This is a genomic window from Limnobacter sp. (assembly GCF_043511195.1).
GTDB lineage: Bacteria > Pseudomonadota > Gammaproteobacteria > Burkholderiales > Burkholderiaceae_B > Limnobacter.
The window spans coordinates 1,218,179-1,232,985 of sequence record NZ_CP121330.1 but is presented as its reverse complement, the minus strand read 5'-3'; the positions used below and the strand labels follow the sequence as shown (position 1 = coordinate 1,232,985).

The following is a 14,807-nucleotide window of genomic DNA, read 5'->3' as shown; positions in this document are numbered from 1 at the left end:
AACTCCTTAACCAATACACTGTATGAAGTCACAGTGCCATTATGTTCATTTTTATGGTGTTGGGCAAGTCTTGGTAACCTGCCCAACTCGCTGGTCTAAATTATTGGCCTTTTATTGGCAACTTATTGGCACGCTTCGCATTCGTCGAAACCTGCATCGCCAGGGCGCATGGTGCACACTTTGCCTTCAATTTCCTGCTCGGGCAGGTTGGGCACCAAACCGGTGGCTGGGGCCGAAGTAAACGCTGCAGATGCACCACCTTCGGCATTCACTGAATTCAGCTCACCGCCTGCCAAGGTTGATTTCTCGGCGTGCGTGGCACCAATGGTGCGTAGGTAATACGTGGTTTTCAAACCGCGCAACCAAGCCAACTTGTACGTGTCGTCCAAACGCTTGCCGCTTACGCCAGCCATGTAAATGTTCAAGCTTTGGCCTTGGTCAATCCACTTCTGGCGACGGGCTGCGGCTTCAACCAACCAGCGTGGGTCCATCTCGAAAGCGGTTGCATACAGGCGCTTCAGGTCTTCCGGAATGCGGTCGATCTTCATCACTGAGCCGTCGAAATATTTCAGGTCAGAAATCATCACTTCGTCCCAAATGCCCAGGCGCTTCAAATCGCGCACCAGGTGTTCGTTCACGATGGTGAATTCACCTGAGAGATTCGACTTCACATACAGGTTCTGGAATGTGGGCTCAATGGAAGCCGCCACACCAATAATGTTCGAAATGGTGGCAGTGGGCGCAATGGCCACGCAGTTGGAGTTGCGCATGCCGTGCTGTTTGATGCGAGCACGCAGTGCATCCCAATCCATGCGGCTGCTTGTATCCACTTCCACGTAACCGCCACGCTCTTCTTCCAGCAGCTTCAGTGAATCCAAAGGCATGATGCCCTTGTCCCACAACGAACCCTTGAAGGTGCTGTAGGCACCACGTTCGGCAGCCAGTTCTGTAGATGCTTCGTAAGCGTAGTAGCAAATGGCTTCCATGCTTTCATCGGCAAATTCAACTGCGTCACGTGAAGCATAGGGTTTGCGCATCATGTGCAGCGCATCCTGGAAACCCATCATGCCCATGCCCACGGGGCGGTGGCGCAGGTTGGAATTACGCGCCTTGGCCACAGCGTAGTAGTTGATGTCGATCACGTTGTCCAGCATGCGCATGGCAACGCCCACAGTTTTCTGCAGCTTGTCGTGGTCCAGCACCAGCTCGCCGTTTTCGGCAGGCTTCAGGTGGCGGGTCAGGTTCACCGAACCCAAGTTACACACTGCAATTTCGTTCTCGTTGGTGTTCAGTGTAATTTCTGTACACAGGTTCGACGAGTGCACCACGCCCACGTGTTGCTGGGGGCTACGAATGTTGCAAGGGTCTTTGAACGTGATCCATGGGTGGCCGGTTTCAAACAACATGGAGAGAATTTTTCTCCACAGCTTGGCCGCTTCCACGGTCTTGAACAATTTCAAGTCGCCACGTGCAGCTTTTTCTTCGTAACCCACATAGGCTTTCTCGAAGGCTTTGCCGTACAGGTCGTGCAGATCAGGTGCGTCCGATGGGCTGAACAAGGTCCAGTTACCGCCTTCCATTACGCGCTTCATGAACAGGTCGGGAATCCAGTTCGCGGTGTTCATGTCGTGTGTGCGGCGGCGATCATCGCCCGTGTTCTTGCGCAGTTCCAGGAATTCTTCAATGTCCAGGTGCCAGGTTTCCAGGTAGGCACATACAGCGCCCTTGCGCTTGCCACCTTGGTTCACTGCCACTGCGGTGTCGTTCACCACTTTCAGGAATGGCACCACACCTTGTGACTTGCCATTGGTGCCCTTAATGTGACTGCCCAAGGCGCGCACGGGTGTCCAGTCGTTGCCCAAGCCGCCAGCGAACTTGGAAAGCAATGCGTTTTCCTTGATGCCTTCATAGATGTCATCCAGGTCGTCACCAATAGTGGTGAGGTAGCAGGAAGACAACTGCGAGCGAATGGTGCCGCTGTTAAACAGAGTTGGAGTCGAACTCATGAAGTCGAATGTCGACAGCACTTCATAAAACTCGATGGCACGTGCTTCACGATCTACTTCGTTCAGAGCCAAGCCCATGGCCACGCGCATGTAAAACGCCTGTGGCATTTCAATGCGGGTACCTTCCACGTGCAAGAAGTAACGGTCGTACAGGGTTTGCAGGCCAAGGTAATCGAACTGCAAGTCGCGTTCGTACTTCAGGGCTGCGCCCAGTTTCTTCATGTCGAACTGGGCCAGGCGGTTGTCCAGCAAGCCGGCAGCAATGCCCTTCTTGATGAATTGCGGGAAGTACTCGGGGTACACCTGCGCCATTTCGTCTTGCGCAATTTCGCGGCCAATAATTTCGCGGCGAATCGTGTGCAGCAACAGGCGGGAAGTGACCAATGTGGAGCTGGGTTCGTTCTCGATCATGGCGCGAGAGGCCAAAATCGCAGACTTGAACACTTCGTCGATTTTCACGCCGTCGTACAAATTCTTCAGGGTTTCTTTCTGAAGGTGTGCAACGTCAATTTCATTCAGGCCAACCGCAGCGCTTTCAATCAACGCTTTCAGCGCTTCAACATCGAGTGGGCGCTTCATGTCGCCATCGATCACGTTCAGCGCATGCTGCTCAGCTTGTTCAACTTGCTTGGCTGCACGTTCCTGTGTACGGCGCTCGCGGTACAACACGTAGGCGCGGGCCACTTCGGCTTCGCCTGAACGCATCAGGGCCAGTTCAACCTGATCCTGAATGTCTTCAATGTGGAAAATGCCACCAGAAGGCTGGCGACGCACCAGTGCGTTTACCACGCCGCTGGTCATCTGCTCAACCAGCTCGCGAATGCGGGCAGAGGCTGCGCCTTGGCCTCCATTCACAGCCAAAAAGGCTTTTGTCATGGCCACAGCAATTTTGCTGGGCTCGAAACCAACCACGGCACCATTTCGGCGAATAATTTTGTAGTTTGCATACGCGCTGTCGACCACCGGCGCTGCGTTTGCAGGCTTGGCTGTAGACGTCGGCAAGTTTGTCGCCAAATCAGTGGATTCCTGGCTGGTTAGCATGCATCTTTCTCCTGGAATAATCTTTTCTTGAGGGTTTGTTTTTGTAGCGGAGGTAAAACCGGCAACCACTATATCTTGTGTTTTGTATGTGGCTTGGAACTAATTGTAGTGGTCGAAACACGATTTGGCAAACACTTTCTTATCCCCAACTTGTGCACAGAGTTATCCCCTGTGAACAACTTGTGGACAAGCTCTGGATAACTGCAGTGCAACAAAAAAACGGCCTTTTAAAGGCCGTTAATCTGAAGTTCGTAGGTGTTTGATTTGCGTAGACCTTTCCAGTCGAAGAAGGGTCCTGGATCGGTTTTTCGGGTAGGGGCTATCTCGCTGTGCGCCATTGCATATTTCAGTGGATAACGTGCTTGCAACTCCAAAGCCAGGCGCTTCAAGCTGGCGTACTGCGCCCCCTCGAATGGGGTGTAAATGTCACCCAGCAATTCAATGCCAATTGAAAAATGATTGAAATTGCTGCGGTACATGGCCGAGGAAATTCCGGCATGCCATGCACGTTTCTCACACGACACAAATTGGGTAATGGACCCGTCCCGATCAATCAGGAAATGCGAGGAAACATGCAGGCCGATTAGCTCACCGAACGAGGGGTGCGCATGGCAATCGAGCCGATTCAGAAACAGGTCTGTAATTAACGAGGTGTCGCGCCCACGCTCGGGCAGGCTAATACAGTGAACAACCAAGGTGTCGATCACTGTACCCATTGGCCGGGCATCCTGATTGGGACTTTGCAGGCGGTGAACCCAGTCTTCCTCTATCCAGCCCTCATCAAGCCACATGGCATGCCCCTTCGGTGTCAGTGAACTTTTTCCCCAGCCGCTTTGGCATGCTCCATGCCGCAATAAAAACGACCCTGCATCATCACGCCTTCCGACATGGGGCTGTATGCGCCGCAGTGTTGGCAAGGCATGATCTCTTCCTGTTTTTTACGGCCAAGATTGCCTTTTTGTTGAGTGTTCACACTGGGTTTTTCACCCAATTGTTTGCGCTGCCAGCTTTTGAAAAGAATCCAGGCCACCAATGCCAAGCCCAGAAAAAACAGAATACGCCCCATCAAACTGCCCTTTTCAAAATAAATTCGAGTACAAACTGGGTGCCGAAATACGCAAGTACCAACACGGCATAACTGCCCAAACACCAGCGCAAAGCAACCTTGCCGCGCCAGCCAAACACCACGCGCCCGCCCAGCAACACGGCAAACGAGCACCATGAAATGATGGCAAACAGGGTTTTGTGATCAAAACGCCAACTGCTGCCGCTCCATTCCTCAGAAAAGAGAAAACCGGTAATCAAGGTCAGCGAGAGTAAAACAAAGCCCGCCCACAATTGCCGGAACAAAATGGACTCCATGGTGAGCAAGGAAGGCAACTGATCCAGAAGGCGCTCACGCACCATGCGGTTTTCCTGAGTACTGGCAACTGGCTGATGCAGGGCTTTTTCCTGAAAAGCCATCACCACCCCATGGGCGGCAGCAATGCCCAGCAAGCTATAGGCAGCAAGCGCAATGAGCAGGTGCAGCTGAAACAAATGGTCTCCAGCCATGCGAATGGCGGCATCTTCACCCATCCACAAGGGCAGCAAAAAGACCACCGCACAAAGCGGAAACACAATTAATTCAAGTAAGGGCACTCGGTTGAAAAAACTTTCAACAAAGGCCACCAGCGAGGCCAGCCAGGCCACACACATCAAACCCAGCACAAAGCCGAAGTGCATGCCATCGGCTTGAAACAACAGGGAGCCCAGCAAATAACCCGACACCAACAGCGCCAAGGCCACCAACGCACGGTTCAGCCCGGCAGGTGCTGACCATTTGCCGAAAACGTTCAGCGCCGCCAATCCACCGGAGGCAGACAGCAGGGGCACTGCGAGCGCGTACAATATTGTGTTGTTCATACCAATCAGTTTACTCGATTCATAGCACGAGTCAGGGGCACCACACGATGTTTGAAAACCTCTCCGATCGCCTAACGCGCGTTGTCAAAAATATCAAAGGCGAGGCCCGCATTACCGAGGCCAACACGCAGGAAATGTTGCGTGAAGTTCGCCTTGCGCTGCTTGAGGCCGATGTGGCCCTGCCCGTGGTCAAAGAATTCATCAATCAGGTGAAGGAACAGGCGTTGGGCGAGGAGGTCTTGAACAGCCTGACCCCCGGCCAGGCGCTGGTGGGTATTGTTCACAAACAGCTAATCAAGCTGATCGGCGAGAAAACCGAAGAGATCAACCTGGCAGCCCAGCCACCGGTGGTCATTTTAATGGCGGGTTTACAAGGTGCGGGTAAAACCACCACCACCGGCAAACTGGCCAAGTACCTGAAAGACAACCTGAAAAAGAAAGTGCTGACGGTGTCGGCCGACGTGTACCGCCCCGCCGCGATTGAGCAGCTAAAAACGGTCAGCGCGCAGGCAGGTGCCGAGTTTTTTCCTTCCGACATCACTCAAAAACCAGTCGATATTGCGCTGGCCGCGCTAAACCACGCCAAACGCCAGTTCTTTGATGTACTGATCCTGGACACGGCAGGCCGCTTGGGCATTGATGAAGCCATGATGAACGAAATCAAGGCCTTGCATGCGGCGGTGAACCCCACGGAAACCTTGTTTGTAATCGACGCCATGTTGGGCCAGGACGCAGCCAACACCGCCAAGGCCTTCAATGAAACCCTGCCCCTGACGGGTGTGGTGCTGACCAAAATGGACGGCGACGCACGCGGCGGTGCAGCTTTGTCGGTTCGCCAAATTACAGGCAAACCCATCAAATTCATGGGCGTGGGCGAGAAGCTGACCGGCTTTGAGAAGTTTCACCCCGACCGCGTGGCGGGCCGAATTCTGGGCATGGGCGACATTGTTTCCCTGGTGGAAGAAGCCAAAAAAGGCATTGACCAGCACGAAGCAGAAAAACTCGCCAAGAAACTAAAAAGCGGCAAGGCATTTGACCTGAACGACTTTCTGGCGCAAATCAGCCAAATGCGCAACATGGGTGGCCTGCAAGGCCTGATGGACAAGCTGCCCAGCCAGTTGATGAAAGGCGCAGGCGACGTAGACGCCACCGCCGCAGAAAAACAGATGAAGCGCACCGAAGCCATTATTTTCTCCATGACCATTCAGGAACGCACCAAACCAGACATTTTAAAAGCCTCCCGCAAGCGTCGCATTGCCGCCGGTGCGGGCGTGCAAGTTCAGGAAGTGAACCGCCTGCTAAAACAGTTTGAGCAAATGCGCGACATGATGAAGAGCATGCAGAAAGGCGGGCTTGCCAAATTGATGAAGAAAATGGGTGGCGGCGGCAAAGGCGGCTTTCCTGGTGGCGGCATGCCGCCGGGCGGTGGATTTCCGGGCATGTGATCAACTGCGGATTCAAGCTCAGCTCAAAAGTCACCCGCAATACGCGGTGCTGACTTCGGCGGTTCAACATAGCTGTAACCCCAGTTGCGGTCCAGCCGGTCGTACACCAGATTCGGGTAGGTCATTTTCCCAAGGCTGCCGTTGTAGCGCCCCAGCGCCCTGTCCAAGTCGCCTTTTTCAATGTCCAGGTAATGGCGCAGGATAAGGCAGCCATAACGGATATTCACCCGTGGTTCAAACAATTCCCGAGAACCTCCCCGCGACAACACATCGGTCCAGAAGGGCATCACCTGCATCAAGCCGATCGCCCCGGCGTGACTTACCGCATCTGCACGGAAGTTACTTTCCACTTCAATCAAGGCGAAAATAATTTGGGGGTCAATACCAACTCGCTGCGCTTCATAGCGAATCGTTTTAATCAGTTCTGTGCGCTCAGCAAAATCAGGCACTCTGCGCGCCAGGCGGCGCGACATTTCTGCCATCCAGTCAATGCGGTGGCTTACAGATTCAAAAATTGGACGGGGTGCAGCAGGAGCACTTAAGGCCGTGCGAAGTGCCAGGCGCACATGGTCTGCCATGGGTTCATATTGCTGGCTGGCAAAAACAGGCGACCAAACCCCGGCCAAAGCCAATACAAACCCAAGCAACACCAACACCCGGCGGGCAATATGTGCCAGCCGGGCCAAGGGATTACAAACTGACTTGCCTGTTGGCAAGCTCAACGCGCAACTGCTCAAAAATTTCCCCAACATCGACATCGCGTTTTTCAACCTTGCCATCGCGCGATTGAAACTCCACTTTGCCTTCTTTCAAGCCACGGTCACCCAAAGTAACCCGCAGCGGCACACCAATCAACTCCCAATCTGCAAACATCACGCCGGGGCGCTCATCGCGATCGTCCAGCATCACATCCACGCCCGCGTCCTTCAATTGCTGATACAGCTTGTCGGCCTCGGCTTTTACTTCTTCGCTCTTTTTGTAACCAATTGGGCACAACACCACTTCAAATGGGGCAATGCTGATTGGCCAAATAATACCGCGATCGTCGAAATTCTGCTCAATGGCTGCACCCAGAATACGGGTAACACCGATGCCATAACAGCCCATTTCAATCACGGCAGGCTTGCCATTTTCTTCCAGAAATTTGGCCTGCAAAGCTTCAGAATACTTGGTGCCCAAATAAAACACATGGCCCACCTCAATACCACGGCAAATGGCCAACACACCCTTTCCATCTGGCGAGGCATCGCCTTCCACCACATTGCGAATATCGGCCACTTCGGGTTCAGGCAAATCGCGCCCCCAGTTCACACCTGCATAGTGGTAGTCTGCTGCGTTGGCGCCGCACACAAAATCACCCATGGCGGCTACGCTGCGGTCGGCAACCACGCGTACATCGCCACTCAGGCCCACGGGGCCCAGGTAACCAGGCTTGGTGCCAAAAACAGCCACAATTTCAGCCTCGGTGGCCAGCCGCAATTCTTGTACACCGGCCAGCTTGCCCAGCTTGATGTCGTTCACTTCGTGATCGCCGCGCACCAAGGCCAATATAATTTGTACCTTTTTGACCGGCTTGGTTTCATTTTTATCAAGTGCCTTGTCTTCCCACTCGTTGGCAAACACCACGCTTTTCACCGTGGCAGCCAGCGGCAAACCAAGTTGAGCGGCCACAGCCTCGCATGTAGAGTTCCCCGGTGTGTGCACTTTCTCCATGGCCTTGCTTGCAGCTGGGCGCTGGGCCGTACACACGGCCTCGGCCAACTCCACGTTGGCGGCATAGTCTGAACTCGGGCAGTACGCAATCGCGTCTTCGCCGGTGTCTGCAATCACGTGGAATTCATGGCTGCGGTTTCCACCAATTGAACCAGTGTCGGCATTCACTGCCCGGAAATTCAGACCCAAGCGAGTAAAAATACGGCGGTAAGCGTCGTACATCACGTCGTAGGTTTTAAGCGCAGCTTCCTGATTGCGATCGAATGAATAAGCGTCTTTCATCACGAATTCTCGACCACGCATCACACCGAAGCGGGGGCGGATTTCGTCGCGGAATTTCGTCTGGATTTGATACAGGTTCAAGGGCAGCTGGCGATAGCTTTTCACTTCCTTGCGAACCACGTCGGTAATCACTTCTTCGTGCGTGGGGCCGATCACGTAGTCGCGGTCGTGGCGGTCTTTCATGCGCAGCAGCTCAGGGCCGTACTTTTCCCAGCGTCCACTTTCCTGCCACAACTCGGCGGGCTGCACTGCTGGCATTAACAACTCCAGGGCACCGGCACGGTTCATTTCTTCCCGAACAATGTTTTCAACCTTGCGGATAGAACGCAAGCCCACGGGCATGTAGGTGTAAATGCCGCCCGCCAAACGCTTGATCATGCCAGCCCGCATCATCAGTTGGTGGCTGATCACTTCCGCATCAGCGGGGGCTTCTTTCAGGGTATTCAAAAAAAACTGGGTGGCGCGCATTTGCAAAAAACTCGTGAGTAATGAATTGGTTAGAACTGCGATTGTACTTTTATCCGCCCGCAGCGCGGATACCCTAGGTGTACAAACGCAGGCTGGTGCTTATAATGACTGTGAATTGTAAAGAAATCTGCGGGGCGCGTATGCTTGATAAAGAAGGCTACCGTCCCAACGTCGGCATTATTTTGACCAATTCCCGAAAGCAAGTCTTTTGGGGTAAGCGAATTCGTGAACATTCCTGGCAATTTCCGCAGGGCGGAATTAAGCATGGTGAATCGCCTGAACAAGCCATGTACCGGGAACTCCACGAAGAAGTTGGCTTGTTGCCAGAACATGTTGAAATTATAGGAAGAACCAGGAATTGGCTGCGGTACACCGTGCCCGATCACTGGATTCGACGGGAATGGCGCGGAAGCTACAAAGGCCAGAAACAAATCTGGTTTTTGTTGAAATTGGTTGGAAGGGATTGTGATGTCAGCCTGCGGGCCACAGAACACCCCGAATTTGATGCCTGGCGTTGGAACGAGTATTGGGTTCCACTTGAAAACGTAATTGATTTCAAACGGGAAGTGTACAAACAAGCATTGGGAGAGTTGGCCAAGCTGCTGTTTTCCAGAAATGACCCAAGGCGACTGCCTAGGGGCGATCACTGGGAACCTGCCGTAAAAACCGAGGAAACCCAAGAAAAACCTGAGTCGACATAAAAAAACGCGAACCACATGGTTCGCGTTTTTTTTATTGATCGGCGATCCACCTATTCTGAGACTCGTCGAAAACAAACCACACCGGAACATAAGAGCGATAAGTCGCGTCCAGTATTTCATCGATCACCCACACCCACATCCTCTTTGGTCTTTCCTTTTCCTGAACAAGCAAAACCGCATTCAGCACAAAGTTTCGACCCTCTCCTTGGAAACTACAGGCATTCAATCCCTCTATCGCTTCCTCGCCAAACAACTGAGTCAGCGTGGCGCCATCCGCTTCAATACGTGGTCGAAGGGAATGTTCAAAACTACTCAAACTTAAGGTCGAACACAAAGACAGGTCTTCTTCAATCGGCTTATCCTCGAGCTTTGGTGGCCATGTGTCGGCCAGTTTCAATGCGTCACAAATTAAATAATGGGAGCGCCCAGCGTAGTTCGCGGCAGTCTCGGTAACTTCACCTTTTTGCCGAAAATACTCAATACAGTTACTTGCTGTGACCCCATTTGCAAATTCGACTTGAGGCCGGGATAGCAGTAATTCTTGAGATGAGTTTTTTACCCTCTTCAGCACATCTGGGTCTAGCCAAGCATAATCATTTTCTGGGGATTCCCCACTTGAGCATCCAATAAGAACGACCAAAAGAAATAGGACGAAGTTTCTCAAAGTGCCTTCTCCATCAAATCCGCTTCTTTATTTCTTCTTGTTGGATACTGATCCTGAAAATCTCTCAGTATCTTGATTGCCCGTTTCCAATCCTGGGCCACAATTGAAGCCCAGAACTTTGGCGCTGAACGGGACAGTTCCAATCCATGCTGAAAAGATACGGAGGTGACGACTGTTTGAAACTCGGGCTTTAAGTCTTCAAATTTCACGGCACCACTTGAAATCGCGTTGTTGTAACGTTTTGCAAGCTGAGTTAAGTAGTGGGTTTTGACAACTTTATCAATTTGTAAACATTCGGCCGCGGAAATGCTCAGAGGGCTTTTCTTGAGAGCCGTGGCAGCGTCCTGCTTTTTCAGGCCTAAATAAGGTAGAAGCTTTTTCAACAAAGAACCTTGAATACCAAGTCGTCGCAGATCATCCTCGTTACGCGCACCCAAATCAAAGCCTGTCGCAACAGTTACGCCACTTTTACTCTTCTCCAAATCTGGAATGTAAGCTCCTGTTCTGCATCCACCTTCCAGCTTGGAGAGAAATGCGTAATCCACCTCATATGACATCGTCGCGCCTTTTTGCAAAAGCCAAAGCGTATCAATTGAGACAAATCACAGCAAAAACAACCATTTTGGGTTAATCACTGCAAGGCTATTGGACAATCAGGGGTTTCAACGCAGCCAACACGGCAGTGGCGTCTTCAAGATGAGGGTAATGCCCCAAACCAGCCAGTCGAATGGTTTGTTTGCCAGGCACCAATTCTTCAAACCGCTGCACCATGTGTTCGCCGGAAATTGGGTCTTCAACGCCATCGATCAAGGTGAAAGGCATGTCGGCCTTTTGCAAAGCCTGCACCCAACGGTCACGATTTTCGCGCCTCTCGCGCATGTACTGAATCAACAGGTGCATGCACAAATTGCCTTTTTTGTGGGCCATTAATGTCCAGGCAGCGTCAATGTCAGCATCGCTCAAACCCTCGGAACACACGCTGCGCAAGCTGGCTGCCAGCTTTTCTTTTTTCATCAGCCGGGTGAACACAAAACCCATCGGGCTGAGCAACAGCTTCTGAACCAGAATGGCACGGTGAGTTTCTGGAAAAAGCCCGCCATTGAACATCACCACACGCTCCAGCCTGAAGCCCAACTGGCCTTCTGCATGGCGGGCCAGAATTTCTTGCCCCACAGTGTCACCCACGTCATGGGTAATCATCGTGCATGCGGAAATGCGTTTGCTTTTTAGCAGGGCTTCGGCAATGTCAGCCTGGTTAAAAATGGAGTGCTGCCAAGTACGGGGTTTGTCGGAATACCCATAACCCAGCATGTCGAAGGCAATTAAGCGATGTGATTCAGCCAGTTCAGGCCACATTAAATGGAAGTCGTAGCTGGCAGTTGGAAAGCCATGAATCAACAACAGCACTGGCTTGTTGGCCGCGCCGGTGTCTTGCACAAAGATAGAGTGGCCTTTCCAGTCAAAAAACTGCCCGCTGCTTTTCCACATCGACAGTTCCATAGGCGCACTCCAATTCGTGTTAGGCCAATATCACCATGTTGTCGCGGTGAATCAGCTCGGGTTCGTCCAAATAACCAAGGATGGACTCTATCGCGCTGGTGGGCTGCTTGGCAATTTTTTTAACCTCGGCAGCAGAATAATTAACCAGGCCACGTGCCACTTCCTCGCCTTCAGGGCTTAAGCATGCCACCACATCGCCGCGCTGGAAATTGCCCTGGCAACCCGTTACGCCAATTGGCAGCAGGCTACCCTTTTTCTTGCGCAAGGCCTCGGCTGCGCCTGCATCCAGCAACAGCGAGCCCTTCAATTTCAAATGGTCGGCCATCCACTGCTTGCGGGCGGCCAAGCGGCCCAAAGGCGCTTTCAGATAGGTACCCACAGGCTCGCCTTTCATCAGGCGCACCAGCACATTGGGTTCATGGCCGCTGGCAATCACCGTGGCTGCGCCGCTTCGTGCTGCACGTTTGGCTGCCAGAATTTTGGTAATCATGCCGCCTGTGCCCACGTTGCTACCGGCACCACCTGCCATTTTTTCAAGTTCAGGATTGCCCGCAGTTTCCTCAACAATGAACTTTGCATCCGGATTCTTGCGGGGGTCGGCGCTGTACAAGCCCACTTGGTCAGTCAAAATGACCAGGGTATCGGCTTCGACCAGGTTGGTGACCAGTGCACCCAAGGTGTCGTTGTCACCAAAACGGATTTCGTCTGTGACCACCGTGTCGTTTTCATTAATGATAGGTACAACCTTGTGACCCAACAAAGAGTACAGCGTGGACCGCGCATTCAGGTAACGTTCGCGGTCGGCCAAATCGGCGTGGGTCAGTAGCACCTGCGCGCACACCAAACCGTGTTCCGCAAAGCCAATCTCGTAGGCGTGCACCAAACCCATTTGCCCCACCGCCGCAGCGGCTTGAAGTTCGTGAATTTCGCGTGGGCGCTTGGCCCACTTCAAGCGTTTCATTCCCTCGGCAATTGCGCCAGATGAAACCAACACCACCTCACAACCTTGATTGGTTAGCTCAGCAATTTGAGCTGCCCAGGCGCGAATGGACTCCATGTCCACACTCTCGCCATTCTTGGTAACAAGGGAGCTGCCCACTTTGACTACTACACGTTGATTTGCCAGAGATTTCCCTGCCACGGAAGTTACTCCTGATCGTCGCCAGTTTTTTCGGGATTGATGAGTGTACCTGTGCTTTCGCGGAAACGCGCATCGGGCTCGGGCGGAAATTCCACCTGCATTTGCTGCACCAGGTTTTCGTAAACCGAGCGCATCAGGTTGGCCGTGTTTTCGCCGGTCAAGCTGGAAATGGGGTGAACCTGACCTTGCCATCCCGTTTTCTTCTGATAACGCTTCACAAAATCGTCAATTTTCGCTTTGCGGTCTTCTTCCGCAATCATGTCGATTTTATTCAACACCAACCAGCGGGGCTTGGCCCACAGGTCTTCATCGTACTTGCGCAACTCTTCTACAATGGCTGCAGCCTCATGCACTGGGTCTACGTTTTCGTCGAACGGGGCCAAATCCACCAGGTGCAACAGCACGCGCGTGCGGCTTAGGTGCTTCAAAAACTGGTGACCCAGGCCTGCGCCTTCCGCTGCCCCTTCAATCAAACCCGGCACGTCAGCAATTACAAAGCTTTGCGCATGGCCAATGCGCACCACGCCCAGGTTGGGGTGCAAAGTGGTAAATGGATAATCTGCAATTTTTGGCCGTGCATTCGATACCGCAGAAATCAAGGTCGACTTGCCTGCATTGGGCATGCCCAGCAGGCCCACATCGGCCAGCACTTTCAACTCGAGCTTGTAGCGGGCTGAATCGCCGTCTTTGCCTTTGGTGAACTGGCGCGGTGCGCGGTTCACACTGCTTTTGAAGTGGATATTGCCCAGGCCGCCATCGCCGCCCTTGGCAATCAACACTTGCTGACCGTGCTCGGTCAAATCAGCAACAACCAAGCCTGTTTCAGCATTCACAATCGTGGTACCTACAGGCATTTTCAACACAACGTCCAGGCCAGCCGCACCATAGCAATCGGACCCACGACCATTTTCACCGCCTTTGGCGCGGTGCTGTTTGGAAAAACGGTAATCAATCAAGGTGTTGAGGTTGCGATCAGCCTCGGCAAATACGCTGCCGCCTTTGCCGCCGTCACCACCATCAGGGCCGCCCTTGGGAATGAATTTTTCACGACGAAAGCTGCCCGAGCCATTGCCGCCCTTGCCTGCAAACACCTCAATTGTTGCTTCGTCGATGAATTTCATGCCTTGTCCCGAAAATTGTGCTGCTGAGTTTGCTTGTTTACTTAAAACTTGAATGTACTTGACCCAAAACGAAAATAGCCCTGCAATGCAGGGCTATTGGACCAAGCACGGTGTGCGGTGCAAACGAAGATATTAGCCTTCGTTGACCACGCTCACAGTTTTGCGACGCAAGGCGCCTTTCACTGAGAACTGCACCTGACCATCAGTCAGGGCGAACAATGTGTGATCTTTGCCCATGCCGACGTTGTCGCCAGCATGAAAACGTGTACCGCGTTGGCGAATGATAATGCCGCTGGCGTTGATCGCCTGACCGCCAAACACCTTAACGCCCAGTCGCTTGGCTTCTGAGTCACGTCCGTTGCGCGTAGAGCCGCCGCCTTTCTTACTTGCCATGAGTCATTCTCCTCTATCAAGCGTTGATGGCTTGGATCTGGATTTGAGTGTAGTTCTGGCGATGGCCTTGACGCTTTTGGTAGTGCTTGCGACGGCGCATCTTAAAGATCTTGACTTTATCGTGACGACCGTGTGCCAAAACAACTGCCTTGACCGAAGCCCCTTGAACCAGTGGAGTGCCCACTTTAACTGTGTCACCGCTACCAACGGCAAGCACTTCGTCCAGAGAGATTTCTTGGCCAATGTCAGCAGGTATCTGTTCTGCTTTAAGTTTTTCACCAGCGACAACTTTATATTGTTTGCCACCGGTTGTTATGACCGCGTACATAGTTGACCCTTAAATTTAACCAAAGTCTTTAATCAAACTTTCAAAGATTTGAACCCGAAAAAATTCGGATAGCCCGCAATTATGCTCGGAAAATTCAAT

15 protein-coding genes are annotated in these 14,807 nt (G+C 52.6%); 2 read left to right on the top strand and 13 right to left on the bottom strand.

All coding sequences use genetic code 11. From position 1 onward, the window contains the following. Positions 1 to 122: 122 nt before the first annotated feature. The 4 genes from P0D43_RS05935 to P0D43_RS05920 all read right to left on the bottom strand — a co-directional run bounded on the left by P0D43_RS05935 (position 123) and on the right by P0D43_RS05920 (position 4,952). Entirely contained in the window at positions 123 to 3,047 is a 2,925-nt protein-coding gene (locus P0D43_RS05935) for a ribonucleoside-diphosphate reductase subunit alpha (protein WP_394673504.1), read from the bottom strand. Positions 3,048 to 3,274: 227 nt separating this feature from the next. After that, positions 3,275 to 3,838 (bottom strand): 1,6-anhydro-N-acetylmuramyl-L-alanine amidase AmpD, encoded by a 564-nt coding sequence (gene ampD / locus P0D43_RS05930; protein WP_341236552.1) that lies wholly within the window; start codon positions 3,836 to 3,838, stop codon positions 3,275 to 3,277. A 17-nt stretch (positions 3,839 to 3,855) separates the two neighbouring features. Then, positions 3,856 to 4,113 carry a PP0621 family protein gene (locus tag P0D43_RS05925; RefSeq protein ID WP_138519428.1) on the bottom strand — a complete coding sequence of 86 codons (258 nt, stop codon included), beginning with the start codon at positions 4,111 to 4,113 and terminating at the stop codon, positions 3,856 to 3,858. Next, complete coding sequence (locus P0D43_RS05920; protein ID WP_341236553.1) at positions 4,113 to 4,952, bottom strand: cytochrome c biogenesis protein CcsA; 840 nt, start codon at positions 4,950 to 4,952, stop codon at positions 4,113 to 4,115. Before P0D43_RS05920 ends, P0D43_RS05925 begins: the two co-directional genes overlap by 1 nt. A 47-nt stretch (positions 4,953 to 4,999) precedes the next feature. Between P0D43_RS05920 and ffh the strand changes: the two genes are divergently transcribed. Then, on the top strand, positions 5,000 to 6,397 hold the full coding sequence (gene ffh / locus P0D43_RS05915) for a signal recognition particle protein (RefSeq protein WP_159572526.1): 1,398 nt from the start codon (positions 5,000 to 5,002) through the stop codon (positions 6,395 to 6,397). A gap of 23 nt (positions 6,398 to 6,420) precedes the next feature. Here the strand turns inward: ffh and P0D43_RS05910 are convergent, their stop codons facing one another. After that, positions 6,421 to 7,119: a lytic transglycosylase domain-containing protein gene (locus P0D43_RS05910; RefSeq protein WP_394673503.1), complete on the bottom strand. Its 699-nt coding sequence runs from the start codon at positions 7,117 to 7,119 to the stop codon at positions 6,421 to 6,423. After that, positions 7,088 to 8,860, bottom strand: a complete 1,773-nt coding sequence (locus tag P0D43_RS05905; RefSeq protein WP_394673502.1) for a proline--tRNA ligase — start codon at positions 8,858 to 8,860, stop codon at positions 7,088 to 7,090. The genes P0D43_RS05910 and P0D43_RS05905 overlap by 32 nt, the downstream gene beginning before the upstream one ends. A gap of 140 nt (positions 8,861 to 9,000) precedes the next feature. On the opposite strand from P0D43_RS05905, the gene P0D43_RS05900 reads away from it, so the two are divergent. Continuing rightward, positions 9,001 to 9,561, top strand: a complete 561-nt coding sequence (locus tag P0D43_RS05900; RefSeq protein ID WP_008250450.1) for an RNA pyrophosphohydrolase — start codon at positions 9,001 to 9,003, stop codon at positions 9,559 to 9,561. A gap of 31 nt (positions 9,562 to 9,592) precedes the next feature. Here the strand turns inward: P0D43_RS05900 and P0D43_RS05895 are convergent, their stop codons facing one another. The 7 genes from P0D43_RS05895 to rplU form a co-directional block, all read right to left on the bottom strand. Beyond that, the gene (locus P0D43_RS05895) at positions 9,593 to 10,225 is read right to left on the bottom strand and encodes a hypothetical protein (protein ID WP_394673501.1); all 633 of its coding nucleotides are present in this window, start codon (positions 10,223 to 10,225) and stop codon (positions 9,593 to 9,595) included. Next, positions 10,222 to 10,782 carry a pesticin C-terminus-like muramidase gene (locus P0D43_RS05890; RefSeq protein WP_394673500.1) on the bottom strand — a complete coding sequence of 187 codons (561 nt, stop codon included), beginning with the start codon at positions 10,780 to 10,782 and terminating at the stop codon, positions 10,222 to 10,224. The genes P0D43_RS05895 and P0D43_RS05890 overlap by 4 nt, the downstream gene beginning before the upstream one ends. 85 nt (positions 10,783 to 10,867) lie before the next feature. Then, positions 10,868 to 11,725, bottom strand: a complete 858-nt coding sequence (locus P0D43_RS05885) for an alpha/beta fold hydrolase (RefSeq protein WP_394673499.1) — start codon at positions 11,723 to 11,725, stop codon at positions 10,868 to 10,870. A gap of 19 nt (positions 11,726 to 11,744) precedes the next feature. After that, positions 11,745 to 12,866 carry a glutamate 5-kinase gene (gene proB / locus P0D43_RS05880; RefSeq protein WP_394673498.1) on the bottom strand — a complete coding sequence of 374 codons (1,122 nt, stop codon included), beginning with the start codon at positions 12,864 to 12,866 and terminating at the stop codon, positions 11,745 to 11,747. Positions 12,867 to 12,871: 5 nt separating this feature from the next. Then, positions 12,872 to 13,987: an Obg family GTPase CgtA gene (gene cgtA / locus P0D43_RS05875; RefSeq protein ID WP_394673497.1), complete on the bottom strand. Its 1,116-nt coding sequence runs from the start codon at positions 13,985 to 13,987 to the stop codon at positions 12,872 to 12,874. Between the two features lie 132 nt (positions 13,988 to 14,119). Continuing rightward, on the bottom strand, positions 14,120 to 14,380 hold the full coding sequence (gene rpmA, locus P0D43_RS05870) for a 50S ribosomal protein L27 (protein ID WP_394673496.1): 261 nt from the start codon (positions 14,378 to 14,380) through the stop codon (positions 14,120 to 14,122). A 16-nt stretch (positions 14,381 to 14,396) separates the two neighbouring features. Further along, a complete protein-coding gene (gene rplU, locus P0D43_RS05865) occupies positions 14,397 to 14,708 on the bottom strand; it encodes a 50S ribosomal protein L21 (protein WP_394673495.1) in 312 nt (103 codons plus the stop codon). Positions 14,709 to 14,807 lie beyond the last annotated feature (99 nt).

Coding starts and splice junctions, on each gene's coding strand:
- cgtA (WP_394673497.1), bottom strand. CDS start 13,987: ATGAAATTCATCGACGAAGCAACAATTGAGGTGTTTGCAGGCAAGGGC.
- rplU (WP_394673495.1), bottom strand. CDS start 14,708: ATGTACGCGGTCATAACAACCGGTGGCAAACAATATAAAGTTGTCGCT.
- ampD (WP_341236552.1), bottom strand. CDS start 3,838: ATGTGGCTTGATGAGGGCTGGATAGAGGAAGACTGGGTTCACCGCCTG.
- rpmA (WP_394673496.1), bottom strand. CDS start 14,380: ATGGCAAGTAAGAAAGGCGGCGGCTCTACGCGCAACGGACGTGACTCA.
- P0D43_RS05925 (WP_138519428.1), bottom strand. CDS start 4,113: ATGGGGCGTATTCTGTTTTTTCTGGGCTTGGCATTGGTGGCCTGGATT.
- P0D43_RS05890 (WP_394673500.1), bottom strand. CDS start 10,782: ATGTCATATGAGGTGGATTACGCATTTCTCTCCAAGCTGGAAGGTGGA.
- P0D43_RS05900 (WP_008250450.1), top strand. CDS start 9,001: ATGCTTGATAAAGAAGGCTACCGTCCCAACGTCGGCATTATTTTGACC.
- P0D43_RS05935 (WP_394673504.1), bottom strand. CDS start 3,047: ATGCTAACCAGCCAGGAATCCACTGATTTGGCGACAAACTTGCCGACG.
- P0D43_RS05920 (WP_341236553.1), bottom strand. CDS start 4,952: ATGAACAACACAATATTGTACGCGCTCGCAGTGCCCCTGCTGTCTGCC.
- ffh (WP_159572526.1), top strand. CDS start 5,000: ATGTTTGAAAACCTCTCCGATCGCCTAACGCGCGTTGTCAAAAATATC.
- P0D43_RS05885 (WP_394673499.1), bottom strand. CDS start 11,725: ATGGAACTGTCGATGTGGAAAAGCAGCGGGCAGTTTTTTGACTGGAAA.
- P0D43_RS05905 (WP_394673502.1), bottom strand. CDS start 8,860: ATGCGCGCCACCCAGTTTTTTTTGAATACCCTGAAAGAAGCCCCCGCT.